The sequence below is a fragment of the Rhizobium sp. SEMIA 4085 genome (assembly GCF_013004495.1).
GTDB classification, from domain to species: domain Bacteria; phylum Pseudomonadota; class Alphaproteobacteria; order Rhizobiales; family Rhizobiaceae; genus Rhizobium; species Rhizobium gallicum.
In genome coordinates this window covers 1-25,668 of the sequence record NZ_JABEPH010000036.1, presented here as the reverse complement: position 1 = coordinate 25,668, position 25,668 = coordinate 1, and the positions used below count along the sequence as shown (strand labels likewise).

General features: G+C 58.8%; 25 protein-coding genes. 16 read left to right on the top strand and 9 right to left on the bottom strand.

Annotated elements, in window-relative coordinates:
• The first annotated feature begins 711 nt into the window (after positions 1–711).
• From htpG to C9413_RS06150, 4 genes are all read left to right on the top strand, one after another.
• Positions 712–2,604 (top strand): molecular chaperone HtpG, encoded by a 1,893-nt coding sequence (gene htpG / locus C9413_RS06165; RefSeq protein ID WP_170250279.1) that lies wholly within the window; start codon positions 712–714, stop codon positions 2,602–2,604.
• Between the two features lie 960 nt (positions 2,605–3,564).
• Complete coding sequence (locus C9413_RS06160; RefSeq protein ID WP_040115016.1) at positions 3,565–5,061, top strand: sugar ABC transporter ATP-binding protein; 1,497 nt, start codon at positions 3,565–3,567, stop codon at positions 5,059–5,061.
• A 16-nt stretch (positions 5,062–5,077) separates the two neighbouring features.
• Positions 5,078–6,142 (top strand): ABC transporter permease, encoded by a 1,065-nt coding sequence (locus C9413_RS06155; protein ID WP_040115017.1) that lies wholly within the window; start codon positions 5,078–5,080, stop codon positions 6,140–6,142.
• A gap of 38 nt (positions 6,143–6,180) precedes the next feature.
• Complete coding sequence (locus C9413_RS06150) at positions 6,181–7,281, top strand: substrate-binding domain-containing protein (protein WP_040115018.1); 1,101 nt, start codon at positions 6,181–6,183, stop codon at positions 7,279–7,281.
• Between the two features lie 97 nt (positions 7,282–7,378).
• Here the strand turns inward: C9413_RS06150 and C9413_RS06145 are convergent, their stop codons facing one another.
• On the bottom strand, positions 7,379–8,401 hold the full coding sequence (locus tag C9413_RS06145) for a LacI family DNA-binding transcriptional regulator (protein WP_348648765.1): 1,023 nt from the start codon (positions 8,399–8,401) through the stop codon (positions 7,379–7,381).
• A gap of 215 nt (positions 8,402–8,616) precedes the next feature.
• On the opposite strand from C9413_RS06145, the gene C9413_RS06140 reads away from it, so the two are divergent.
• The 4 genes from C9413_RS06140 (at position 8,617) to C9413_RS06125 (ending at position 11,559) form a co-directional block, all read left to right on the top strand.
• The gene (locus C9413_RS06140; protein WP_040115020.1) at positions 8,617–9,420 is read left to right on the top strand and encodes a transporter substrate-binding domain-containing protein; all 804 of its coding nucleotides are present in this window, start codon (positions 8,617–8,619) and stop codon (positions 9,418–9,420) included.
• A 66-nt stretch (positions 9,421–9,486) separates the two neighbouring features.
• Positions 9,487–10,191: an amino acid ABC transporter permease gene (locus C9413_RS06135; protein WP_040115021.1), complete on the top strand. Its 705-nt coding sequence runs from the start codon at positions 9,487–9,489 to the stop codon at positions 10,189–10,191.
• Positions 10,188–10,847, top strand: a complete 660-nt coding sequence (locus C9413_RS06130; protein ID WP_040115022.1) for an amino acid ABC transporter permease — start codon at positions 10,188–10,190, stop codon at positions 10,845–10,847. The genes C9413_RS06135 and C9413_RS06130 overlap by 4 nt, the downstream gene beginning before the upstream one ends.
• Positions 10,828–11,559: an amino acid ABC transporter ATP-binding protein gene (locus C9413_RS06125; protein ID WP_040115023.1), complete on the top strand. Its 732-nt coding sequence runs from the start codon at positions 10,828–10,830 to the stop codon at positions 11,557–11,559. The genes C9413_RS06130 and C9413_RS06125 overlap by 20 nt, the downstream gene beginning before the upstream one ends.
• 49 nt (positions 11,560–11,608) lie before the next feature.
• On the opposite strand, the gene C9413_RS06120 is transcribed toward C9413_RS06125, so the two are convergent.
• The 5 genes from C9413_RS06120 to C9413_RS06100 form a co-directional block, all read right to left on the bottom strand.
• Positions 11,609–12,628 carry a LacI family DNA-binding transcriptional regulator gene (locus C9413_RS06120; protein WP_040116497.1) on the bottom strand — a complete coding sequence of 340 codons (1,020 nt, stop codon included), beginning with the start codon at positions 12,626–12,628 and terminating at the stop codon, positions 11,609–11,611.
• Positions 12,629–12,789: 161 nt separating this feature from the next.
• A complete protein-coding gene (locus C9413_RS06115; protein WP_040115024.1) occupies positions 12,790–13,122 on the bottom strand; it encodes a hypothetical protein in 333 nt (110 codons plus the stop codon).
• Positions 13,119–14,006: an NAD(P)-dependent oxidoreductase gene (locus tag C9413_RS06110; RefSeq protein WP_040115025.1), complete on the bottom strand. Its 888-nt coding sequence runs from the start codon at positions 14,004–14,006 to the stop codon at positions 13,119–13,121. The genes C9413_RS06115 and C9413_RS06110 overlap by 4 nt, the downstream gene beginning before the upstream one ends.
• On the bottom strand, positions 14,003–14,494 hold the full coding sequence (locus C9413_RS06105) for a gluconokinase (protein ID WP_040115026.1): 492 nt from the start codon (positions 14,492–14,494) through the stop codon (positions 14,003–14,005). Before C9413_RS06105 ends, C9413_RS06110 begins: the two co-directional genes overlap by 4 nt.
• A gap of 13 nt (positions 14,495–14,507) precedes the next feature.
• Positions 14,508–15,266: an SDR family oxidoreductase gene (locus C9413_RS06100; RefSeq protein ID WP_040115027.1), complete on the bottom strand. Its 759-nt coding sequence runs from the start codon at positions 15,264–15,266 to the stop codon at positions 14,508–14,510.
• A gap of 87 nt (positions 15,267–15,353) precedes the next feature.
• Between C9413_RS06100 and C9413_RS06095 the strand changes: the two genes are divergently transcribed.
• The 5 genes from C9413_RS06095 (at position 15,354) to C9413_RS06075 (ending at position 20,689) form a co-directional block, all read left to right on the top strand.
• Positions 15,354–16,301: a 2-hydroxyacid dehydrogenase gene (locus C9413_RS06095; protein WP_170250278.1), complete on the top strand. Its 948-nt coding sequence runs from the start codon at positions 15,354–15,356 to the stop codon at positions 16,299–16,301.
• An 11-nt stretch (positions 16,302–16,312) separates the two neighbouring features.
• Positions 16,313–17,344 (top strand): L-idonate 5-dehydrogenase, encoded by a 1,032-nt coding sequence (locus C9413_RS06090; protein ID WP_040115029.1) that lies wholly within the window; start codon positions 16,313–16,315, stop codon positions 17,342–17,344.
• A 67-nt stretch (positions 17,345–17,411) separates the two neighbouring features.
• On the top strand, positions 17,412–18,308 hold the full coding sequence (locus C9413_RS06085; RefSeq protein WP_040115030.1) for an SMP-30/gluconolactonase/LRE family protein: 897 nt from the start codon (positions 17,412–17,414) through the stop codon (positions 18,306–18,308).
• A gap of 177 nt (positions 18,309–18,485) precedes the next feature.
• A complete protein-coding gene (locus C9413_RS06080; RefSeq protein ID WP_166677351.1) occupies positions 18,486–19,118 on the top strand; it encodes a hypothetical protein in 633 nt (210 codons plus the stop codon).
• 1,154 nt (positions 19,119–20,272) lie between these two features.
• A complete protein-coding gene (locus C9413_RS06075; protein ID WP_040115031.1) occupies positions 20,273–20,689 on the top strand; it encodes a helix-turn-helix transcriptional regulator in 417 nt (138 codons plus the stop codon).
• A 160-nt stretch (positions 20,690–20,849) separates the two neighbouring features.
• Here the strand turns inward: C9413_RS06075 and C9413_RS06070 are convergent, their stop codons facing one another.
• Complete coding sequence (locus tag C9413_RS06070) at positions 20,850–21,362, bottom strand: hypothetical protein (protein WP_170250277.1); 513 nt, start codon at positions 21,360–21,362, stop codon at positions 20,850–20,852.
• A gap of 149 nt (positions 21,363–21,511) precedes the next feature.
• Between C9413_RS06070 and C9413_RS06065 the strand changes: the two genes are divergently transcribed.
• A complete protein-coding gene (locus C9413_RS06065; RefSeq protein ID WP_170250276.1) occupies positions 21,512–22,099 on the top strand; it encodes a DUF4304 domain-containing protein in 588 nt (195 codons plus the stop codon).
• A gap of 107 nt (positions 22,100–22,206) precedes the next feature.
• Complete coding sequence (locus C9413_RS06060; protein WP_040115034.1) at positions 22,207–23,178, top strand: 3'-5' exonuclease; 972 nt, start codon at positions 22,207–22,209, stop codon at positions 23,176–23,178.
• Positions 23,179–23,393: 215 nt separating this feature from the next.
• On the opposite strand, the gene C9413_RS06055 is transcribed toward C9413_RS06060, so the two are convergent.
• Positions 23,394–24,308, bottom strand: coding sequence for a proline iminopeptidase-family hydrolase (locus tag C9413_RS06055; protein WP_040115035.1), 915 nt, complete (start codon positions 24,306–24,308; stop codon positions 23,394–23,396).
• Positions 24,309–24,413: 105 nt separating this feature from the next.
• Positions 24,414–25,196, bottom strand: coding sequence for a LuxR family transcriptional regulator (locus C9413_RS06050; RefSeq protein ID WP_040115036.1), 783 nt, complete (start codon positions 25,194–25,196; stop codon positions 24,414–24,416).
• A gap of 127 nt (positions 25,197–25,323) precedes the next feature.
• Here C9413_RS06050 and C9413_RS06045 point away from each other — a divergent pair.
• Positions 25,324–25,668 (top strand): alpha/beta fold hydrolase (locus C9413_RS06045; protein ID WP_170250275.1); only part of this gene is annotated, 345 nt, incomplete at its 3' end.

Below are 25,668 nucleotides of genomic sequence, written 5' to 3'. Positions count from 1 at the left end.
GTCCCACACCAAGCGTCATGAGGATTAGCAATTCGCTGATTTATGCCTCCAAGCACAGCCCAGGGCCAGAACTTGAGGGCGCTCTGTACGGTTCTGACATTTCTGCAGCGGTTGCTTCGGAAAGCTCCAGAGGCGCCATATCGAATGGCGATTAGGGGCATTCGATCGTCGCTGCGGCCGATAGAACGTGAATGGTCGTTCCATCCTCCCGCGCAGCGATCATCCGCCCGTCAAAGGCGCCCATTCCGTTGAAAGAGCCGGTCCCCGCAGAGCTCACCTGCCATCTCGATAGCCTCGCTACGAGGCTCATCCCGAATGGACGTATCACAACTGGCTTGTCGGTCACGTCTTAGCCATCATGGATGTTGGAGACATTCCGTGACATGATTTGCTCCTTGCAGCCAAGAGCAAGTCGTTTTCCAGGCGTCACGCCTGATCTTCATCTGCGGACCAGCATCAATCATGCGCCCTTTCGTTGCTAAAAGAAAGTTCTATTGGAAAAAGCGCTCTGAGGGCCCACCAGCGCGCTCCATAAAAGGTGGCCCCTCCAAGCACACCGAGATCGTTAGCGAAGAATTGGTCGCGTCACCGACAATCGACACTGCGAATTGGGTGTTGCGCTTCATTTCGACGTTAAAGAAACCTCTTGAATTCAACCGAAGTCTTTGCCACCTGATCGATCGTTTTTTCCATCATGGGAGATCATGACGCATGACGACGACCGCCGCGCACAACACTGCCGAAAACCACATCTTCGAAGCCGATGTGGCGCGCCTTCTGCATATGATGGTGCATTCAGTCTATTCGGATAAGGATGTCTTTCTGCGCGAACTGATCTCGAACGCCGCCGATGCGTCCGAGAAGCTTCGGTTCGAGGCGATTGCCACACCCACACTGCTTGCAAACGATCCGGACAGCCGGATCACGCTATCGCTCGACGAGGAAAAGCGCCAGTTGGTCGTCGAGGACAACGGTATTGGTATGAGTCGTGACGAATTGATCGAGGCGCTCGGCACCATTGCCCGCTCGGGAACCCGTGCCTTCATGGAGCGCATTGAGGCCAACAAGGCCGGCGAGGGCGCACCACTGATCGGACAGTTCGGGGTCGGCGTCTATTCCTGCTTCATGGTTGCCGAACGCGTGGACGTGGTTTCCCGGCGTGCGGGCGCCGATGAGGCTTGGTTGTGGTCGTCCGATGGTCGGGGCAGCTATAGCGTCAGCCCCGTGGACGTGGTGGATTCTCCGTCGCGTGGCACGCGTATCACTTTGCAGTTGATGGAGGACGCCAAGACCTACACATCCCGGTGGTCGGTCGAGCGGATCGTCAAGGAGCAGTCCGGCCATGTTCCAGTGCCGATCAAGATCATTGAAAAGCCGGGCGCCGAACCGATCCAGCTCACCGATGGTACCGCTCTTTGGACTCGTTCGAAAAGTGACATTTCGACCGAAGAATATACGGATTTCTACCGCGGTATTTCCGGACAGTACGACGAGCCTGCCGTGACTGTTCATTTCCGGGCCGAAGGACGGCATGAGTATACTGCACTAGCCTTTGTTCCGGGATCGCAGCCGTTCGACATGTTTGATCCTGACCGCAAGGGCCGGATGAAGCTTTATGTAAAGCGTGTCTTCATCACCGACGACACCGAACTCATGCCGCGTTATCTTCGCTTTGTGAGAGGCCTGATCGATACGGCAGACCTTCCCCTCAACGTTTCGCGCGAGATGATCCAGGCGAGCCCGATTCTGGCGGCGATCAGGAAGGGCGTCACCAGCAGGGTCGTAGCAGCGATCGAAAAACTCGCCGAGACCGACGCGGACGCCTTCATCAAGTTTTGGGAGAATTTCGGTTCAGTCGTTAAAGAAGGCATTTACGAGGATTTCGAACGCCGCTCGCAGCTGATTGCCCTGTCGCGCTTTAGAACCACGGCCTCGAATGACGGGTATCGCTCTCTGGCAGATTATGTGAAAGATGCCAAACAGGATCAGAGCGCAATTTATTATTTGACCGGCAACAGCCTGGACCAGCTGAAGGCATCGCCGCAGCTAGAAGGATTTCGCGCTCGCGGCATCGAGGTCCTGCTATTAACCGACTCTATCGACAGCTTCTGGGTGATGAATGCACCCGAATTCGAAGGAAGGACCTTCAAATCGATCACGCAAGGGACAGCCGACCTGGCGCAGTTCGCTACGCCCAATGACGAAGCAGCCACGAAGAGTGAAACGTCGGCGGATCTCGAGAGCTTCATCGCCTTTGCCCGCGAGACGCTCGCAGAGCAGGTTTCGGATGTTCGTGCCTCCGATCGACTGACGGAAAGTGCGGTTTGCCTCGTCGCATCTGAGCAAGGCTACGACCGCCAGATGGAAAAGATACTGCAGGGCGCAGGACGGCTCCAGTCGGCTGCAAAGCCTATCCTCGAGATCAATCTCGACCATCCGCTGGTGAAAGGAATTGCTGCCAAAGACGACGGCTCCTCGCTAAGGGAGGATGCAGCATTGCTCCTGCTTGACCAAGCACGGATCCTTGATGGCGACAGACCCGTCGATCCCCGTGCCTTTGCCGAGAGACTGACACGGGTATTCCAAAGAGCGTTGCAATTTTGATGGAGAGCTGGCGGTAGGCTTACTCTGCCGCAATAGTAACGCTTGTGCAACCGTGCTCGACATGCGCGGGACGCGGTACGAATGTCACCTCGCCGGCGGACCGCATGTCCGTCGGCAATGGAAGGGCAGCGGCTCTGCGTTGAAGCGATAACTATCGGGAAAGTGGGGCTGATCAGATCGATGATATCGTGTTGTCTGACGGCGCGACAAATCGCGGCCGAAATCTTGAGCATTCCTTGGCCGCGCCGGATGCCCTTTCCGGCACACGTGTTCGCGCGTGTCAGATCACTTGTGGATCTAAAAAATGCTTGCTCACGCTGGGACGTGGCCGCCTTACTACTCCTTCGCTTAAGCCTTTGGGACAGGCTTCGATGCGTGAGAAATATGGTATTCTTCGATCTCGCGCACGCTCTCACAGACCATCGACGCCCACGAGACGTGCGTTCCGCCAGTCCTATTCTGGCATCTGGCCCTGCCCCGTCTGCCCCCCAGCCCGCAGGGCCTTTTTTATGAGGTTATTACTGTGCGGCGACGTCCACCGCTTCGGACGATTGAATGGATTCCGTCGGGGCATTTCGAGCAAGCCCAGTCGTATATCGTGTTTTCATCTGTCAGCCCGAGCAGTAATCCCGAACACGCAAGAGGATTTCAACGAATTGCTTCTGGAGGTGGTCCTGTAAGTGCAATTCGGCTTGGGGATCCGAGCGACGTCCCGATATCTCAAAGGGCTGCGCGGCGGCGCGCTCTTCTAGGCGGGCGGCCGATCGCCTTGGTTCGTCGACGATCACGAACGGCTGGCGCGGGCGCATGTGTCGATGCGTGGCGACTTTATGAGCTTGAAGAAAGCAGCCATTGCAATGCCTTGTGTGCGACCAGCTGACGCGCAATTCCCTGTTGACAGTATTGTTATCGATAACATACGATGCCTTGCAAGTTCACAGAGCTTTGGGAGGAGCGCCGATGTCGAGCGAAAAACTGCTGGAGTTTCGCTCCATCACCAAGGAGTTCGGCGGCACTCGCGCCTTGTCGCAGGTATCGCTGGATTTGCATCCGGGGGAGATCCTGGCGCTTCTTGGAGAAAACGGCGCGGGCAAATCGACACTCATCAAGACCCTGGCCGGCATCTACAAGTCGGACGGCGGCGATATTCAGTTTCGTGGTGAACCCTATGTCCATCGGCCGCCAAAGCCTAACGAACGTCAGCCTCTCGCCTTTATCCACCAGGACCTTGGTCTGATCGAATGGATGACGGTCGGCGAAAATGTCGGACTGGCGCAGGGTTTCTCGATGCGTTCGCGCCTGATCGACTGGAAGCGAACGGAGGAGCGAGCCAGGGAGGCGCTGAATCTCGTCGGCTGCGACTTCGATCCGTCGACGCGTGTCCAGGATCTCACCCGGACCGAAAAGTCGCTTGTGGCAATTGCGCGCGCGCTCGCCGTGGAAGCGGACGTGCTTGTTCTCGACGAGCCGACCGCCAGCCTTCCGGCCGATGAGGTGGAGCGTCTCTTCCATGCTATCCGTCCGCTGAAAGCGCGAGGGGTGGCGATGATCTACGTGTCGCATCGGCTCGATGAGATTTTCCGCATCGCCGACCGGGTCGCGGTCTTGCGCGACGGACGCCTGGTTGGCCAGAAGCCGGTGGCACAGACTACGCCGGACGAATTGATTGAAATGATCGTCGGCCGCAAGACGGACCAACTCTTCGCCAAAGCGACAAGCAATCCGGGTGAGACGATCGTCAGCATTCGGGATCTTGCCTGCCGTAGCGCCGGACCTGTCTCCTTTGATATCCGGAAAGGAGAGCTGCTTGGGTTGGTTGGCTTGCGCGGCGCCGGTCAGGAACTGATCGGTCGGGCCCTTTTTGGCTGCGAAGCTTTTTCCGGCGCAGTAGATGTCGGTGGGGTAGTACCGGACCTGTCGAGCCCGGTCGCTGCAATGAGGTCCGGCATAGGCCTGATTGCGCGCGACCGCACCGAAGAATCCGTTGCCATGTCGCTGTCGCTTCGGGAAAACACCTTCCTCAATCCGGCAGCGTCCGGACGCAGGCTCCTTTCTTTCCTGTCGCCGTCTAAAGAAGCGTCCCTGGCGCGCACGATCGGCGAGAGTGTCGGATTGAGGCCGAACGACCAGAGCCTTCCGATCGAGGCGCTATCGGGGGGCAACCAGCAGAAGGTGGTTGTCGGCCGCTGGCTTGCAACTGGCCGCAAGCTTCTGATCGCCGAGGATCCGACCGCAGGCGTCGATGTCGGCGCCAAGGCCGACATCTATCGGCTGATCGCCCGTGCGCTTGAGGCGGGTCTGGCTGTCGTCGTCGTGTCGACGGATTTCGAGGAAATCGCACATATCTGCCATCGTGCCTTGGTGTTTTCACGCGGACGGATTGTACGCGAATTGCAAGGTGCGGATTTAACCACATCGGCGGTGATCGCTGCCGCGTCGGCTTCAGAGGCCGCTTGAGTTCCGGGAGAAGATAATGCAGTCGATCGAATCCACCGCCCTTGAGCCCACCCGAGCCGAATTGGCGGGCCTCAGCTATACGCAGAAGCTCCTGCGGTTCCTGCCAGTTTACGGCCTGGTCATCCTTTCTTTGCTGCTAATCGTGCTGTTTTCGGTTCTCCTGCCGCAGACCTTTCCGACGGTTCTCAATCTCCGCTCGATTGTCTCCGACAAGGCGATCATCGCTCTCCTGTCGCTGGCGGCCATGATCCCGATGGCTGCCGGCCGCATCGATCTTACGGTCGGCTACGGCATCGTGCTCTGGCACATTCTTGCGATCAGCCTGCAAACCGTGTTCGGCGTGCCATGGCCGGTCGCAGTCGTCATCGTGCTTGCACTCGGGGCTATCACCGGCTTCCTCAACGGTCTTCTGGTGGAGGTCGCTCGCATCGACTCGTTCATTGCGACGCTCGGCACTGGCACGGTCCTCTACGCGCTGGCACTCTGGCACACCGGCGGGCGCCAGGTGGTTGGCGTCTTGCCGGAGGGTTTTTACTCGTTGAACGGCACCATGGTTTTCGGCCTACCGATCACCGGCTTTTATGTGCTGCTGCTTGCCGTTGCGCTCTGGCTCATTCTCGAATATCTGCCGATTGGCCGCTATATCTATGCGATCGGTGCCAATCCGAAAGCGGCAGCGCTGAACGGCATTCCGGTCCGCCGCTTTGTCATCGCCGCTTTTGTCTCCTCGGGCACCCTTGCTGCACTTGCAGGCGTCCTGCTCGCCTCGAAGCTGCGTATTGGCCAGGCCAGTGTTGGCCTCGAGTACCTGCTGCCGGCGCTCGTCGGTGCCTTTCTCGGCTCGACCACCATCAAGCCTGGACGCGTCAACGTCTGGGGTACGATGACCGGTGTCATCATTCTTGCCGTCGGCATTTCCGGCATCCAGCAATTCGGTGGCTCGTTCTTCGTCGAACCACTCTTCAACGGCATCACCCTGCTCGTGGCCATTGGCATCGCCGGTTATGCGCAGAGGAAACGGGGTGCAGTTGGAAAAACGGCAGCCGCGAGTCCGGGATCTGCAAACCCACCGAAAAACTGATTGCCGTCGGCTCACAATCTTCAAAGGGAGGAAGAACCATGAAACGCAGAACGCTCATCCAGAGTTCCGTCGCCGCACTGGCCTTGATGCTCGCGGGGCCGGCACTGGCAGATGCCATGTCCGACGCCAAGGCGGTGGTCGAAAAATATGCGACCCGCATCACCACATGGGACGGACCGAAGACAGGACCCAAGGCGCAGGAGGGAAAGACGATCGTCGTGCTCGCCGGCGATCTGAAGAACGGCGGCATCTTGGGCGTTACCACCGGCGTCGAGGAGGCCGCAGCTGCCATCGGTTGGCAGGTTAAGGTTCTCGACGGAGCGGGCTCGATCGGCGGCCGCACGGCAGCGTTCGGCCAGGCCATGGCGCTGAAGCCGGCCGGGATCATCATCAACGGCTTCGATGCCGTCGAGCAGGCGCCGGCTCTTGAGCAGGCAAAGGCTGCGGGAATTCCGCTCGTCGCCTGGCACGCGGGTCCGGTCATCGGCCCTGACGAAAAAACCGGCCTTTTCGCCAATGTCAGCACCGACGCGATGGAAGTTTCCAAGTCGGCGGCAGACTGGGCCTATGCAGATGCGAAGGGCAAACCAGGTGTCGTAATCTTCACCGACTCGACCTATGCGATTGCCATCGCCAAGGCCGACAAGATGAAAGAGGAGATCGAAAAACTCGGCGGCAAAGTTCTTGAATATGTCGATACGCCCATTGCCGAAACCTCCCAGCGCATGCCGCAGCTGACGACATCGTTGCTGCAAAAATACGGCGACCAGTGGACCCATTCGCTCGCCATCAACGATCTGTATTTCGACTTCATGGGCCCGTCGCTGGCAGCCGCCGGCAAGGGCGGTACTGACGCGCCAATCAATGTCGCTGCCGGTGACGGCTCGGAATCGGCCTATCAGCGCATCCGCGCCGGCCAGTTCCAGAAAGTTACGGTCGCCGAGCCCCTCAACCTGCAGGGCTGGCAGCTTGTCGACGAGCTGAACCGCGCCTTTGCGGGCCAACAGTGGTCTGGCTATCTCTCCCCGCTCCATGTCGTCACCGCCGACAATGTCGAATTCGATGGCGGCCCCAAGAACTCGTTCGATCCGGAAAGCGGTTACCGCGACGAGTATAAAAAGCTCTGGGGCAAGATGTAGCAGCCTCCCTCCCGGAAACTGGGCACCGCGAATGGTGCCGTTTTTTTTGCACGTTGCGTCGCAAGCGATGTTGACGGAAGGATGAACAGGCAGTCGATTATCGTTTCGTCGTCGTGTTGCCCTGAATGAGCTGGATCTCAGCCCGCCACGATCTGTTCACGTGCACGTGTGCAAGTATATTCAAGAGCGCCTGAGCCGCCGTCTTTCCGATCTCGGCGCGAGGTACATCAACGGTCGTAAGTCTGGTTCGGACCGTGTTGGGGATGGACGTGCCGTTAAAACCCACCACGGACATCTGCTCTGGAACTGAAATTCCAGCTTCATACAGATAGGAGAGGCCACCAAGCGCCATCGCGTCGTTCAGAAAGTGAATAGCCTGGATCTCGGGATGATCGCGGATCAATTCCTGCGTAAGGGCGCGTCCTGTTTCGGCCTGTCTCGGCCGATTCTCGCAAACCATGCTGATCACGTCGATGTTGGCGCTTGCAAAAGTAGACCGCATGGCATGGTAGCGCCAGCGGGCGCAGAGATCCTTCTCCAATTCGGCGCCGATATAGGCAACATGCCTCAGGCGGCGCTCCAGGAAATGCGCAGCAACGAGTTGCCCTGCCTCCGTGTGCGAAGGGCCTGCGCTGAAATCGAGATCCTCATTGTCGCAATCCCACAATTGAATGGCCGGGCAGGTGCGTCTTTCCAGCAATTTGTCGCAAGCGGCGCTTCGTGCCATGCCGCCGTTTAGCAAAAGCCCTGCCGGGCGGAAGGACAGCATCTCGCGCACGAGATCTGCTTCAATGCCGGGATCGAAATGAGATTCTCCGATAAAGGTATGAAGTCCATTGGGGCGCAGGATGGCGTTTACCCCACTCAGCACTTCAGAAAAGACGATGTCGCTCATCGAGGGGATGATCACGGCTACCATCCGGCTCTTGCGCGAACTCAATGATCCGGCGAGGGTGTTCGGCAGATAGCCAAGCTCATCTGCGGCACATCTCACCCTTTGTTGCGTCTCCTCGGAAATATTGCCGACGCCTCGCAACACCTTTGAGACTGTCATGCTGCTTACGCCTGCCTTTGCCGCCACATCAAGCAGCGTGACGATCCGCGTCTTATCCTTTGCCACTTGCCTCATTCCCACGCCTGTCTTGAAAAGTAAAAACTGGCTTGACAGCCCGATTGTTATCGATAACATAAAATGAGGTTAACGATAACCCTTGCATGATTCAGATGCAATGCCCGTGCAAGGGGATCCAGAGGAGGCGAGTAATGGAGCGGTTCTGTCGCTCCAGAGATCGCAAGCACGAGCAAGAGCTCAGTCAAATCAGGTGGAGGAATGTCATGAATGTTCGTAACTCTATGCGCGCGGTTGTAGCGGCAGCCGCACTCGCCATCACGTCCTTGGCGATGACGGCCGAAGCCGGGGCGGTCTCGCTCAATGACATCATATCACGCGGCACGGTCCGGATCGGCGTTCTGACCGGTGCGCCGCCGATGGGGATGGTGGATGAAAAAGGTAATCCGACCGGCTACGACGTTGACGTCGCCAACTTGATTGCCGGATATCTCTCGCTGCCCGTCGAGCTCGTCCCACTGACGCCGCCGGCCCGCATTCCGGCGCTCCAGACCGGCAAGGTCGATTTTCTCGTTGCGACGCTGGCCCCGACGGGTGAGCGGGCCAAGACCGTCATGTTTACCCAGCCCTACAGCGCCTTTAACATGGATATCATATCCGGTCCCGACCAGAAGTTTGCGAGCCTTGCCGATCTCCAGGGCAAGCGCGTCGCGGTCAATCGGGGTTCGTCACAGGAAACCGCTCTTCGCAAGGCGGCGGTCCCCGGGATGGAGCTCGTGGTTTTCGAAGACGACTCCACCAGTGCGCAGGCGCTGATTGCCGGTCAAGCGGATGCGGTCGCACTGCCATCGACTGTGGGAGAAGCGATCATCAAGCAGCGTCCGGACGCTGGCCTCCAGGTCGGCTTCACATTCTTCCAGCAAGGCAACTCGATGGCGACAAAGCTCGACGATTTCGAACTGCGTCAATGGCTGAATACGTCGATCTATCTGATGAAAATCTCCGGCGATCTCGACAAGATCGCGACGAAATGGACGGGCCGTCCGATGCCGACCCTTCCGTCCTTCTGATTGAGCTTGCGTGAGAACCTGCCGGTGAGGCACCGGCAGGCCGCGAAACTTCGACGGAGCTCGCTTATGTCCTACACATTTCAATTCGGCGTGCTGGCCCAGTATCAGGACGAAATCCTGAGCGGTATCTGGCTGACGATCAAGCTGTCGATCCTTTCGATCGTTCTCGGTTCGGCAGCAGGTGTCATGCTTGCATCCTTGCGCTCCATAAAGGGCGGTGCCGTGCGGTATCTTGTCGATGCTTACGTCGAGGTGATTCGCAACACGCCCTTTCTCGTCCAGCTCTTCATCGTCTATTTCGGCCTGCCTGGGCTTGGTATTCGCGTGGGCGCCGATACGGCGGCGCTGATCGGCATGACCATCAATCTTGCCGCCTATTCAACGGAAATCATCCGTGCCGGCATCGAAGCCGTGCATAAATCTCAGATCGAAGCGGGCGAGGCGCTTGGCTTCTCGCGTTTCCAGATCTATCGCCACGTCATTCTGGTGCCCGCGGTCGCCAAGGTTTACCCGGCGCTGTGCAGCCAGTTCGTGTTGATGATGCTGGCCTCTAGCATCTGCTCGGCAATCTCGACCCATGAGCTTGCCGCCTCGGCCGCTTTCGTCGAATCGCAGACCTACCGGTCCTTCGAAGTCTATATTGTCGTCACGCTGATCTATCTGGCGCTGGCGCTGGCGCTGCGCGCAGCCCTGGCATTCATCGGCATGTGGCTTTTTGGCAGGCGGGTTGCCCGCCGCACGATGACGGCTCTGCCGGAGGTGCCGGCATGACGCTGAGAACATTCGGTTTCGATGAGTTCGGATTCTTGCTGCAAGCACTGCAGTGGACCATTCTCCTAACGGTCATCGCCCTTGTCGGTGGAGGTCTGCTCGGCTTTGCCGTGGCGCTAGCCCGTACCTCACCCGTCAAGGCGGTGCGCTTTGCCGCAGGTTCCTATATTCAGGTTATCCAGGGCATTCCGGTGCTGATGATCCTGTTTTTGTCCTATTACGGCCTCAGCCTTGCCGGGCTTGAGCTGCCGCCGCTCTTTGCCGCCGGCGCATCGATGACGATCTACGCGTCAGGTTATCTCGCGGAGATCTGGCGCGGCTGCATCCAGGCGGTGCCTCAGCAGCAATGGGAAGCTTCGGAATCGCTTGCCATGACCCGCCTTCAACAATATCGCTACATCATCCTGCCGCAGGCAATCCGCGTTTCGCTGCCGCCAACCGTCGGCTTTGCGGTGCAGGTGGTGAAGAACACGTCGATCACATCGATCATCGGCTTCGTCGAACTCGCCCGCGCAGGGCAGCTTGTCAATAACACGACATTCCAGCCGTTCCGCGTCTTCATCGCGGTGGCCGCTCTTTATTTCGTCGTCTGCTACCCATTGTCCCAGCTGTCGCGTTGGCTGGAAAGGAGGCTTCATGCCGGAAGTAATCGTTGAAAATGTTCACAAGAGCTTCGGTGCGCTCGAGGTTCTCAAGGGCGTATCGCTCAGCGTCGGGCGCGGAGAGGTCTTTGCACTGATCGGCCGGTCCGGTTCTGGAAAGAGCACGCTGCTACGCTGCATGAACGGCTTGGAAAAGATCAACTCCGGCCGCATCGAAATCGCCGGCCATGCGCTTGGAGGAGACGCAAAGGCGCTGCGAAGCCTGCGCACCGATGTCGGCATCGTCTTCCAAAGCTACAACCTCTTTCCACATTTGACCGTGGGCGAGAACATCATGCTGGCGCCCCGCATTGTCAAAGACGTTGCGAAGGCTCAGACACGGGAGATCGCCCGCGAGGTCCTCCAGCTCGTGGGCCTGTCGGAAAAATTCGATGCCTATCCGGACCAGCTTTCCGGCGGCCAGCAGCAGCGTGTGGCGATTGCCCGGTCACTTGCAATGCGCCCGAAGGTGATGCTCTTCGACGAGGTCACTTCTGCGCTCGATCCGGAACTGACCGAGGAAGTGCTGACGGTCATGGAGAAATTGGCCCGCGATGGAATGACCATGATACTCGTCACGCATGAGATGGGTTTTGCGCGCAGGGTGGCTACGCAGACGATCTTCATGCACAAGGGCACGATCTGGGAGCAGGGGGCATCCAAAGAGCTGTTCGCTAATCCACAGACGCCCGAGTTGCGGCAGTTTGTGAAATCGGACGTTAAGTAATCGTGACAGGGCGGGTGGGCAGGCAATCTTCTTCCGGCCCGCTATTTCCTCAGCGGCTAGTTTGGCGCAGGATCAAATCCGGTCGGATCGTTATCACGCCCACGCTGTCTGAAAGCGACCCGTCCAGGACGTCGATAATGAGCCGCGCCGTTTTTGCTCCGATGTCGGCTGCAAAGGCATTGATCGTTGTCAGACTGGGAACGCAAATCGCGCCGATCTCGTAATCGCCGAAGCCGCCGATGGCAATCTGGTCCGGCACCGCGACGCCGCGCCGTTGACATTCGGTAAGGGCGCCGAAGGCCGAAAGATCAGAAACGCAGATGACCGCTTCGGTATCTGGGAAATGCTCCAGCAACCGGCCCATCGCATTCGCGCCCTCGCGCATTGAAATCGGCGGCGGCCCGGCGGCAATCAGACGTGTCGCGTCCAGCCCGTGATCCTCCATCGCGGTTATGAAGCCGGCCCGCCGATCGCTGCCGCGCGTGTCGCGATCGGCATCACCACCAATGAAGGCGACCTTTCTATAGCCGACAGTGACAAAATGATCGATCATCTCGCGCACCGCCGATGCGTTGGAGAACCCGACCACGTGTCCAATCGGGTCTTCCGGAAGATCCCAGGTTTCAATGACGGGGATGCCGGCATTCGACAGGAGTTTTCGGGCTCGCGATGTATGTTTGCCGCCCGTGACCACGATTGCTTCGGGCTTGCGCCGCAAGAGCTGCTCAATCAGCCGTTCTTCTTCACGAACGTCGTAGTTTGTGTAGCCGAGCAGAACCTGTAAGCCCTTATCTGACAATCCGTCCGACAGCGCCCGCACCGTATCGGCGAAATTAGCATTGTTGATCGAGGGGATCGTAACGGCCACGAAGTCCGTGCGCTGTGATCGCAAATTGGAAGCCGTGCTGTCGAAGACGTAACCAAGCTCCTCGGTTGCGCGTCTGACAGCCTCGCGTGTCTCTTGGCTGACGGAGGTGTCGCGCTTGAAAGCACGCGACACCGTCATCGGCGACACGCCTGCCATGCGGGCGACATCTGCCATGGTTGGTGGTTTACGAATATTGGGCATCTGCATCCATGTTATCGTTACCAGATCCATACAACCGGCTTTACGCATGATTTGCAAGCAGGTTGTGACTTGCCCCGTTCAACGGACAGCCGATGCTTTGGGTCGCCCGCTTGCCGGTAGTCGAACAGCCGAGAGATTAGCTCGCCGCCACGGCGTCGAGCTTAGAGCGGGAATTCGTTTGCCTGGGTCACATGATGATGGATTCGCCCGTCAAAAAAACGTGCCAATACTTCTTCCGTCGCTGCCTTTGCCGCGGTGCGGGCTGGACTTGCAAGCGCGGTCTCGACTGTTGCGAGATCGGGATAGTTGATCGCAAGGATCATCGGAATTTCCGGCGCTCCTTCATCGCGGGCATCGGCGAAGGTTACCCGGACATCGAGGGCGCCCGGAAAGGCCTTCCATTTCGGCAGGATGTCGTTGAGCACTGCGGCCCGAAACGCCTCCGTTTGACCGTCCTTCACTTTTCCTTCGAAGAGGGCATAGCGTGTTATCATTGTACGATGTCCTTGTTGGGTCCCTTGAAAAATTCCATCAGGGCGGCCTGGTCCTCACCGCCGAGACCGGCGGCAGTCAGCATGCGGTGAATTTCGGCGCACAGCGCCGTCAGCGGCATGGCGGTGTTGGTGCGACGGGCGAGATCCTGCGCCCCGCTCAAATCTTTGACCATGTTGTCGATCCGGCCGGTGCGACGATAATCTTTGACGACAAAGCGCGGCATGTATTCTTGCAGGATTGCGCTGTCGGCCCGGCCGCCTTTCAATGCCTGCGGAATCTTTGCCGCATCCACGCCAGCGTCGAGGGCCAACTGCGTCGCTTCCGCCACGGCCAGAAAATTCAGCCCGCAGAGAACCTGGTTGATCAGCTTCGTTGTCTGGCCGGCGCCGGCAGGCCCCATATGGGTGTAATTCGAGGCAACGTGCCGCAGCACCTCGTAGGCATCAGCGACGTCTTGTTCCTTGCCGCCGGCCATAAGCGTAAGCTGTCCGACCAATGCCTTGGGCGCGCCACCCGACAGGGGACTGTCGACCCAGCGCAGGCCCTTTTGCGCCGCCTCGCACGCCAGGGCCTTCGTCGCCTCCGGATCGATCGAGGACATGTCTATGATGACAGTTCCGGGCCTGGCGCCGCCTGCAACGCCGCCTTCGCCGAAGACGGCGAGGCGGACGATTTTCGCCGAGTTGAGGCTGAGGATGACATAGTCCGAGCCGCCGGCTGCTTCCGCCGCGCTTGCCGCCGGCAGAGCGCCTTTGTCGACCAACTCGCGCATCTTGGCCGCGTCAGGATCAAAGACCGTCAAATGAACCCCGGTTTCGAGGAGCCGCGTTCCAATGGCGCCGCCCATCGCGCCGGCACCGATCAATGCAACCTTGTTCGTCATGTTTTCACTCCTTCCAATTGCGTGACGATTGCTTCGACGATCGCGCCGAGCGGTCGGTCGATATCCACGCTGAACGCGTTTTCGCCCGCGTCTGGTGGTTCCAGCGCTGCGAACTGGCTCGTCAGCAGGCCGGCCGGCATAAAATGACCTTTTCGTGCATTCATTCGCGCCTTGATGACTTCGGGCGTACCGGCAAGATGAATGAAGGTGATTGTCTCTCCGGAAGTTTGCGTGATGTGAGCGCGGTAAGCTCGCTTAAGCGCCGAACAGCCGACGATCTGCGGCCCTTCGGACTTGGCAAGAGTCTGGCCCACGAGCGTCAACCATGGCCAGCGATCCTCATCGTTCAAGGCCATGCCGCGGCTCATCTTGTCGATGTTCGCAGACGGGTGAAGATCGTCGCCGTCGAGATATGCCGCCCCTAATCGTGCGGCAAGTGCGGCCCCGACCGAGGACTTGCCGCACCCCGCAACCCCCATCAGCACCATTCGCTGCCGAACCTCAAAGAGAGGCCGTAATGCCACCGTCAACATAAAGCACATGTCCGTTCACAAATGAGGATGCGTTGGAGGCGAGGAACACGCAGGCGCCGACGAGTTCGTCCACCTTACCCCAGCGGCCGGCCGGCGTGCGCTTTTCCAGCCATGCGGAAAAGGCGGAATCGGCAACCAATGCGGCGTTCAATGGGGTATCGAAATAGCCGGGCGCAATGGCATTGCATTGCAGCCCGTATTTGGCCCAGTCGGTCGCCATTCCCTTGGTCAGGTTGCCGACGGCGCCCTTGGTCGCCGTGTAGGGTGCAATGCCGGGACGCGCCAATGCAGTCTGTACGCTGGCGATATTGATGATCTTGCCTGCTTGGCGTTTGATCATGTGTCGTGCGACCGCCTGGCCAACGTTGAAAACTGTTGAGATATTGGTCCGCATGATCTGCTCGAACGCGTCCGCCGGAAAGTCCTCGAGCGGAGTGCGATGCTGCATTCCCGCATTGTTTACGAGGATGTCGATCGCACCGATCGCTGCTTCGAAGCCATCCACCGCTGCGCGAACGGCCCCATGATCGGTCGCGTCGAATGCCAATTGATGCGTGCTGCCACCGAGGCCGCTGGCGGCTTCCGCAAGTTTTGCAGCGTCGCGGCCATTGAGCACGATTTCGGCACCGGCATTGGCAAGACCGCGCGCAAGGGCAAGGCCGATCCCCTGCGACGATCCCGTGACGAGGGCTCGGCGGCCCGTCAAATCAAACAAGTCCTGCCCCATGGTTTCCCTCATTTTTTGTCTCGACATTCGCAATGCCCATCTTTATGTTATCGATAACATTAATTGTCAAGGGACGGAGACACCGAAATGAGCAAACCCCAGATCCTTCAAGTCGGCCCCTATCCGGAATGGGACGAAGTGCCTCTGAATGCTGCATTTTCGGTTCATCGCTACTTCGAGGCCTCCGACAAGTCGGACTTTCTTGCTGCTGTCGGCCCCAATGTCCGGGCGATTGCCACGCGAGGCGAACTCGGCGCCAACCGGGCCATGATCGAAGCCTGCCCTTCACTCGAGCTGATTTCAGTCTATGGGGTTGGTTTTGATGCCGTCGATCTGGCGGCTTGCCGGGAACGTGGCATCCGCGTCACCAACACACCGGACGTGCTGACGAGCGACGTAGCGGATCTTGGCGTGGCGATGATGTTGTGCCTGTCGCGCGGCATGATCGGCGCGGAAAGCTGGGTAAAGGACGGAAGCTGGGCGGCAAGGGGGCTCTACCCGCTGAAGCGTCGCGTGTGGGGCCGCCGCGCCGGCGTACTCGGCCTTGGCCGGATCGGCTATGAAGTGGCCAAACGCCTTCAGGGCTTCGATATGCGCAGCGCGTATTGCGAGGGGGCGCCAAAAGATTTCGCTGCCGATTGGAAATTTATCGCCGATCCGGTAGCGCTCGCGGCGCATTCGGATTTCCTGTTCGTCACTTTGGCCGCTTCTGCAGCCACCCGCCACATCGTCGGCCGCGAGGTAATTGCGGCTCTCGGCGAGGAGGGGATGTTGGTCAATATCTCCCGCGCTTCCAATATCGATGAAAATGCCCTGCTTGATGCACTCGAATGCGGTGCGCTGGGCTCCGCCGCCCTTGACGTGTTCGAAGGTGAGCCGAAGCTCAACCCACGTTTTCTCGCCCTCGACAATGTGCTCTTGCAGCCACACCACGCATCTGGAACCATCGAAACACGCAAGGCCATGGGACAGCTTGTTCGTGACAATCTCATGGCGCATTTTTCCGGTCAGGCCCTGCTGACCCCGGTTCTTTAAGGAGCGCGCCGATGAAAGCCATCGTCATTCACGGACCGAAAGACCTGCGTATCGAGGAGCGCCCGATCGAAGCGCCAGGACCCGGAGAAGTGCGCCTGCGCCTTGCCACCGGTGGCATCTGCGGCAGCGATCTGCACTATTACAATCACGGCGGCTTCGGCGCAGTCAGGCTGCGGGAGCCGATGATCCTTGGTCACGAGGTGTCAGCGTATGTGGAAGCACTCGGCTCGGGCGTTGAGGGATTGAAATCGGGCCAGCTCGTCGCTGTTTCTCCGTCCCGGCCGTGCCGATCCTGCCTATACTGCCAGGAAGGGCTTCACAATCAGTGCCTCAATATGCGGTTTTATGGCAGTGCCATGCCTTTCCCGCATGTCCAGGGAGCATTTCGAGAGGCCCTCATCGCCGATGCCATTCAGTGCGTGCCGGCCGACGGCCTTACCCCAGGCGAAGCGGCGATCGCAGAACCCCTGGCCGTTACTCTTCACGCTACTCGCCGGGCCGGAGAAATATTGGGTAAACGGGTTCTGGTGACCGGCTGCGGGCCGATCGGCCTTCTATCGATCCTCGCAGCCCGCCGTGCTGGCGCTGCCGAAATCATCGCAACGGATCTGTCGGATTTCACACTGTCGCTGGCTCGCAAGGTCGGCGCGGACAGGACAATCAATATGGGAGACGAGCCGGATGCGCTGACCCCTTACGCAGCCCAAAAGGGCTCATTCGACGTCCTGTACGAGTGCTCCGGTGCCGCGCCTGCCTTGGTTGCCGGCATCGCTGCTCTTCGTCCGCGCGCCGTGATTATTCAGCTTGGTCTTGGTGGAGACATGAACCTCCCGATGATGGCGATTACAGCCAAGGAGCTGGATCTGCGTGGTTCCTTCCGCTTTCACGACGAGTTTGCGACCGGTGTCGGACTGATGCAAAAGGGGCTGATCGACGTGAAGCCGCTGATTACCCACACACTTCCCCTATCCGACGCTGTGACGGCCTTCGAACTGGCAACTGATAGGAGCCAGGCGATGAAGGCGCAGATTGCCTTTAATTGACACCAGTCGCAACCCGCGTCCGGCGGTCCGAATAAGAATGGCCCGGTAAATCTGGGAGAAGAACGCAATGTCATGTTTCGAAGTGCTTGATCCGCTGTTTGGCACCTATGTGCTCCCCAATGCGCCGGTCAAGCAGATCGCCACCGGCTTTGACTGGGTCGAGGGCCCGGTCTGGTTCGGCGACGCCGGATGCCTACTGTTCTCGGACATTCCGAATAATCGCATCCTTCGCTGGTCCGCGGGCGCTGGGGTATCGGTATTCCGAGCGCCGTCAAACTTTGCCAATGGCAATACGCGCGACAAGCAGGGCAGATTGGTGACATGCGAGCATGGAACGCGGCGGGTGACACGGACGGAACTCGACGGTTCCGTCACTGTAATTGCCGACAGCTACCGGGGCAGGCGGCTAAATTCCCCTAATGATGTGGTGGTAAAATCGGACAATTCGATCTGGTTTTCCGATCCGCACTACGGGATCATGACCGACTACGAGGGCTTTCGTGCCGAGCAAGAACTGCCATGCCACGTCTACCGGGTGGAGGCCCCCGGAAAGATCGAAGCCGTGCTGACGGATTTTGCCTGCCCGAACGGCCTGGCCTTTAGTCCAGACGAATCTCGCCTTTATGTCGCTGATACCGGGCGGATGTTCAGTTCAGATCCGCGGCATATCCGGGTCTTCGATGTTTCGTCCGACGGTAGGCTTGTCGGCGGAGAGGTGTTTTGCGCCATCGATCCCGGATGCGCGGATGGTTTTCGGATCGACGATGAAGGTAACCTGTGGTCTTCGGCAGCCGATGGGGTACACTGCATCGCCCCGGACGGTCATCTGATGGGCAAGATCCTCGTCCCGGAGCTTGTGTCGAACCTTTGCTTCGGTGGTCGCGCAAAACATCAGCTCTTGATCGCTGCGACAACGAGCATTTATGGAATCGTCATCAACCGAAGAGGCGCTCAAGGTCCGTGAGTTCACCCGATAGCGCGATCAAATCTGAAATCGAACACTACGGTTTTCAGTTCGAACCTCTTCAAGGCGATTTTGCTGGTGCATTTGTCTCGCACACCGCGGTTGAAGCTGCCTGTTACGCCCCAAACGACCTTAGATCAAAGCAGTCCAGTGGTGCAGCCGACCGCTCGTCGCCTCATGTCGACAAACCTCTCCCCTGAAGAGTACCGCAGCCATTGCCTCTTCGAAGCCTCAAGAAGCCACCGGGGCACCCACGAATGCGAAATAGAGCCAGGCAATCGCAAACAAAGCAAGCACGCCGAGTACAATGAGAATCTTACGAAGGCGGGGATCTCGCTGACGGGGCGGCCTGGGCTTGCGAAACTTGATGATATTGTCGTCCATCACGCAGCCTTAGCGCGATTGCCGGGCGAAGTGCAAGTCGATCGAATTCCGCCACCTCTCCTAGAGCTGCGTCAAATCCGGGCTCAGCCCAGTCTCTTCGGCGCACGCTTTCCACTGCTTCGTATGAAATCCGCCGCGAGAAAAGCTGCCCACCAATATTTAGCGGCAGGTATTGATCTGCCCGGTCGTAATTGCTGCGCACATCAGATCGTAGGGCGCTTTGCAGTTCTGCCCGAACCGATCAGGGCTGAGCAGTTCTGCGCGTGGGAGTGGGAATTGCAGATCAACACGTTAAAGATCACTGCGTCCAGCAGCCCCTGCGGAAGAGACGAGATCGGCGACGCCATAAAGGTCTGTGGTAGCGTGACGCCGGATCCACCTGCCGCATTCTCATATTTCTGCGATGGGAAGTATGGAGCCTGTTGATTTATATATCGGTGTGCCTGGGCGGCTCGAGTTTGTCGGCAGATCCTTGCCAGCCCGCCTGGAGTTCGCGACTGAGGGAAGACCACGACGAGCGGGAATTCGTGCCGACCAGCCAGGAGGTCGAAACCGATAGCAAATGCTTCTCATCGAAGTCGCGACAGCCAAGGTAAAGACGAAGAGGCCGTGCGTCGTCAAGAGATCGATAACGCCACCATGAGCGCCGCGGCCCAGAACAGGGCCGACAGTTCAGCTGCCACCATGAAACCAACAGCGGTATCGCTCATAATCTAAACCCTCCTTAGGCAACCTCCATTGCTGAAAGGAGACTATAGGGCACAGCTGGAGGTTCGGCTACCCAATGGGTGTCAACTATTCGTCGAGCAATCGAATCAAGACCCGGCCGGGAGGGACGAGTTTGGGACGACTTCATGTAAGCAGGGAGTACATCAGAACGCCGACGGAACCCCAGAAAACAACCATTACGAGTGACATCGCAATCACGAAGATCTTTGCCATAGCGAAAAATTCACAACCCGCTCGCGTGCAAACATACTGTAGTTGCCGAAAGGTGGTATCGGCACGAAGTCTGAGAAACGGTCGGACTTTGGTCCGATATTCGCCCGACTGGGCCTGACGGTGTTTCGGAGTGGCATTGAGCCCATCTCCATGAAGGACCGTGGCAAACTGGCAGCCGAAATCCTAAAGGAAAGGGCCGGGCGACACGCGCACCGGCCCTTCCTGATCAATCGACGACGGCTGCCAGTACATCCGTGGTCAGCCGTCAGTACGAATTTGATGAATCCATGATAGCCTCTTCGACGAGAAGCGCTATTACCCAAGGGTAGTACTTTTGGCGGACTTGCGGTCGCCACCCCCACTGGTCGAGGGAGGGCGCATCGGGGATGGGCACGGGAACGTTCTCATCGGTGCCCGACAGTGTGCTCTGACCGCACACGCGCCGGGCGCAGCTATCCTGGGCGCAGAACAGGGCGGAACATTGGGCCGGGATCGAAAGACACGCCGGTCATTGAAGCGAACGGACCGGGCGATTCGGGAGGGACACCTCTTCAAGAACTACCTAGATTGGATCAATCGACAACGTTTCCACACTGGCACAATCTCATTTTAATTCCCTGAGGCGCAAAGGAGAGATCATGAATAAAGCCGTTAATGCGAAGGAGCCAAGTGCAGTCGACATAGAAGTTGGAAGGCGAATCCGTATGCAACGACGGGTGCTGGGCATGAGCCAGTCAGCGCTTGCTGAACGGGTCAGTGTCACATTTCAGCAGGTGCAGAAATACGAGAAGGGCAGCAACCGGGTGGGGGCGAGCCGGCTTCAGGGCATTGCCGACTGTCTGAACGTGCCTGTTTCATTCTTTTTTGAAGGAATGGCGGGAGCGGATGAAAGTGAACCAGGTTTAGTGAAGGGCATGGACGATCTGACGGGATTTATTTCCACCGCCGAGGGGCTCGCGCTAAACCGCGCATTCCTTGCTGTAAAAGACGCCAGAATACGGCAAAAGATCGTGGGTTTGGTAAAGTCGCTTGCGTCGCTGGAAGGCGACGACTGATGCTCACGAATTCCAAGAACAGGATGTTTCCGGTTCACTTCGGTTGAAAAACCGACAACAGCAAGATGCGGTGGTTGGGCCGGAGGCGAGGCGACAGCCGGGCAATTGACGTGGCCTGGCCGCCTTCACCTAGTTTTCGCCGCTTAAGCAGGACCGATCATTAATCCTCACACCCTTTGATCCGGGCGACTTTGCCGCCAGGAGAAAGACCGAAATGACAAACGACCGGCATGGCGGGCGTGTAGGTAGCAGTGCCCCTCAACTCGAGGCGTGCCCCATCCTTGGAAAAAGTCATTTCCGGCGTGCCTATGCTGTAGAAGCCACCTTTAACCAGTACCACGGAGTGGACGATTTGGGCGTCATCTGTTTCAGTCGGCACCGATTTCCATTCCACCACGACGCGCGACGATACATGCTCAAAGCCCTGGTTCACAACGATGACGCGGTAACTTCCTTCGCCGACGCCGTCTTCTTGCCAATGTCCGCCTTCAACGACAGACACGACATTCGTGTCTACGAAGGTTTCGGCGAATGCCGCGTTTGCCACGAGCAGTAAAATGCCCCCACATAACCTCGGGATCGTTGGGTATACGCCGCCCACGCAATTACCGTTCATCATCATTGCCAACACAAGAATACCTTTCGGAGAAAGGCCTGATCCTAGCACGATCAAGACGCCTCGCGAACAGCGATTGCGCCTCGCCTGGCAGAGGATCCAAATCAGCTGCCGTCGACCACGCACGAGCAGCGGACCCTTGACCGTCGCGCCCGCCTCCTGTCTGCTGACGCTGCCATTCGACCCGGGTGAGGGGACGCCAAGAGGTGGAAAAGACCGACAAAACGATGGAGGACGCCGACAGCAATGCCATTGATGCATGGAAGGCTGGGCTCGATCCGACGACGCGCAAACGGGCGCTGAAGCTTCTGACGAAGGAAGTGGATGATATCCTTCTGCCGCTCGGCTTTGTCCGGCAAGGGGTCCGCTGGCATCGCACCGGCTGGTTTGCGACGACGTTTGTCGAGATCCAGAAGAGCCGCTATGGCAATGCCTGCTTCATCAACTTCGGCCGAGACGCGAGGGTTGCCGACTGGCGCGCGCCGAGCTACCGCGACAACACGCATTGGCGGATCGCATCGCTCGCGCACAGGGACGCCGCCTGCCGGCTTGACCAGCTTCCCTATGCCGAGCTCGATGGTGTTTCGGACCTGCGTCTCGAGGTGGTCTGCCTCCTGCGTAACGGGGCAGCGCCCTTCCTGGAGCAGGCGCAGGGATTGTTTGGTTCTCTCCTGCGGCCCCGGCGATCCGTTGAAGATGAACTCCGCCGCAGGCCCGCTGCTGTTTTCCGACGCGTGCTGTCGGCGCTGCTGTTCGGTCGCGACGACAACAGGGGCGCCGGGAGCGGCCACTGATCTTTTCGGCCTCAACTTTCTTTCTGATTTGTTCGAGCGGATGTCTTATAGCGACTTTGGCGGATGATGCAGTCCGCAGAACCATCTGAGAATTAGGCCGAGAGCGAATGACGCAGCAGTTCGATCTGTTTGATGCTAACGGGGCAGCACCTGCAAAGGGCGCAGGCTCATCGACGAAGCGCCGTTCACCGACTGCGTTGAGCGAAGATGATATGGTGCGGCAACTCCACGAGACTGGCCGCTACCGTATCCTGACAAAACTCGAGCCACGTTTGGTGATCACGGCTGCGCGACCCGGATTTCCGCTGACAGGCGTGATCATCGACACTGAAACAACCGGCCTCAATCATCGCAAGGACGAGATTATTGAGATTGGCGCGGTCGCGTTCACATTCGATGAGACCGGCAATATCGGCGATGTCATCGGCGTCTATAGCGCTCTTCAGCAGCCCAGCGTTCCAATCCCGGAGGAGATCACACGTCTCACAGGTATCTCCCACGACATGGTGGCCGACCAGATGATTGATCTTTGTCAGGTTCGTGCCGTCGTCGAGCCTGCTGATCTGGTAATTGCCCACAATGCCGGCTTCGACCGGCCGTTCTGCGAGGCCCTTTCACCAATCTTTGCCGGAAAAGCCTGGGCTTGTTCGGTCTCTGAAATCGACTGGGCGTCGCGCGGCTTTGAAGGAACAAAGCTCGGTTATCTGATTGGGCAGGCCGGTTATTTTCATGAGGGCCACCGGGCGGTTGATGACTGCTTTGCTCTCCTTGAGGTTCTCGCGGAGGGTGGAGGAGAGGCGGGGCGAACACCATTTGCCGAGCTCTATGAAGCAAGCCAGCGATCACGCGCCCGCATTTTTGCGGAAAACAGCCCCTTCGACATGAAGGATCAATTGAAAGCACGCGGCTATCGCTGGTCGGATGGCAGTGACGGCCGTCCGAAATCCTGGTGGGTCGAGGTTGCCGAAGACGCACTTGATGACGAACTGCGCTATCTGCGTACGCAAGTCTATCGCTGGGATGACGCAGATCCACCGATCAAGCGTCTCACCGCCTTTGACCGCTTCAGGGCGGCCTGACATCTGCTCGGTGCGCATCGCCCATGGCTGGACGGTCGATCCGCGACTGGGTTTGCGCCGGAGCATCTGGCCAACTGACGAGAGAAACTGCGGTCCTGGGCCGCAGCTTCTGCCCGCAATCGCTTCGGCGAAGCGATGAAGGCTGTCCAAAATAGCTGCGAGCCCCGGGGCGCTTGCCAGAACACCGGCGCTGGGTCTGCGGCGCCTGCTTCCTGTCAATCGTGTCGTCGCAAGAAAGCCGAAACCGTCTCCAGGCAGAGTGCCTTCTCTTCCACATGCGGCATGTGGCTCGACTGCTCGAAGAGCACCCATTCGCATCTCTCAATGTGGTCGAGATAGGGCTTGACGACCAGCGGGGTCGCCTCATCGAACTTGCCCGAAATCAGCAGCGTCGGGGCCTCGATGAGCGCCAGCCTATCTTCGATGGTCCAGTCCTTCATCGTGCCGATGACATGGAACTCCGTTGGGCCGTTCATGTTGCGGTAGACGGTGTTGTCCTCGTCCATGATGGCGAAGGTGCGTGCGACTTCCGGCGGCCAGGGTACGACGCGGCAGACATGGCGATCATAGAAGACTCGCGAGGCGGCGATATATTCGGGGTCGGTAATCGTTCCGGCCTGCTCGTGCTCTAAGAGCGTATCCTGCACCTCCTGCGGCAGTTCCTCGCGCAGCCGGTTGGCCTCAGCGACCCAGGTACGCATGTTGGCGGGGGAATTGGCGATGACGAGCGCCTTCAGGCCCCTCGGCCGGCGCACGGCATGTTCCGCGCCGAGCATGCCGCCCCAAGACTGGCCGAGCAAGGCGTAGCGGTCGTGAATGCCGACCTGCTTCAGGAGCGCATCCAGCTCTTCCAGGAAGAGCGCCGGCGTCCAGAAATCCGGTCCTTTTTCCCGCAGGCGGGTGGAATTGCCGTTACCGAGCTGGTCGTAGTGAATGACCGGGCGGCCGTCGATCTCGGTAATCCCGGTGAAGGAATCCACATAGTCATGGGTGCAGCCAGGACCGCCATGGGCGACAACGAGGGGCAGCTTGCCGCTGTCGAGCGAGCCGGTGATGCGATACCAGGTCTGGTACTCGCGAAAGGGCAGAAAGGCTTCCTTCGACGCAATTGCGGCCACATGGATCTCCATTCAGATTCGAGGTGTCACCGCCGCCTTTGCGCGCCACGAGTGACACGCGACGCTGCGGTGAGCAATTGAGAAAGCATAGCGTGGTGCTTTAGAGCGCGGCAGCTATCACAAGTTATAGGATGAGCGCTCTTCAAGAAGGCGATAGTGGGTGGCGCGAACCACGGCCTGCGTGCGGTTCTTGGCGCCGAGCTTCTTGGCCGCGGCGGTCAGATGCATGACCACCGTCGGCACCGAGCGGTCGATGACGCGCGAGATTTCCTTGGCGGAGTACCCTTCGGCCGAATAGCGCAGGCATTCGCGCTCCCGTTCCGTCAGCCTGGCCTTGCCGACATGGAAGACGTCGGCATCGAAGAGGTTGTAGGCCGCTTCATGGAAGACATGGGCGAGCAGATTGAAATCGGCGATATAGCGCAGGGCGTGCCGCTCGAATTCCTTGTTGCCCCCGAAGCGGATGCCGGTGACTGTGGCATAGTCACCGCGCGGCATATGAATGGGCACCGTCACGCCAGTCGACATATCCCTTTCGCTCAGATAGCGGGCGACGGGCGCGGTATCCTCGGTCATGAAGCGGCGGATCAGCGTGTCGGCGTCGGCATCATAGCTCCAGAAGAAGGGTGTCGAGGTGCGAAGTGCGACCTGCTGCACCGGGTCGATGCGGAAGTAGCCGCGGTTGAACCAGTAGTCATGCATGTCGCCGCAAATGTTGCGAAGCTTCAGCAGCGACGGAAGCATGATCGCGCCGTCGAGATCGTAAGCCACCGGGGTATAGTCATATATCAGCGCTTCGAAGCCGATTGCCTTCATGGCCTCGAAGATCTGATCGATGCGGCCATCCAGTGTCTGATGAACCGTAAACTGGCGTCTGATGGTTTCGATTTCGTCAAGCATCGGCTGACTCCGGATCGTATTCCCTGGCGACCCTATCACTTCTTATAGCTGGCGCGGATCGTCGTTTGAGATAAAAATTTAGACATGCTCAAATATTGAGCAAAGAGAATCTTCGCCGGAGTGGTCAATGTGGCGTGAAATCGAACCCGAGGCGCGACACCAAATCGGAGTCGATGGCTATAAGGTCGTCGCCTATAGCTTCGGCTCCGGCCCCGAGACGATTTTTTGCCTGAACGGGGGGCCGGGACTGCCCTGTGACTATCTGCGCGATGCGCATTCCTGTCTTATTGACAAAGGCTATCGCGTGGTGGCCTTCGACCAGCTCGGCACGGGCGCTTCAGACCGCCCGACCAGTCCGGCGCTGTGGACGATCGGCCGCTATGTCGAGGAGACGGAGACGGTGCGCAAGGCGCTGGGGCTCGGCAAGGTGCACATGCTCGGCCATTCCTGGGGCGGTTGGCTGGCAATCGAC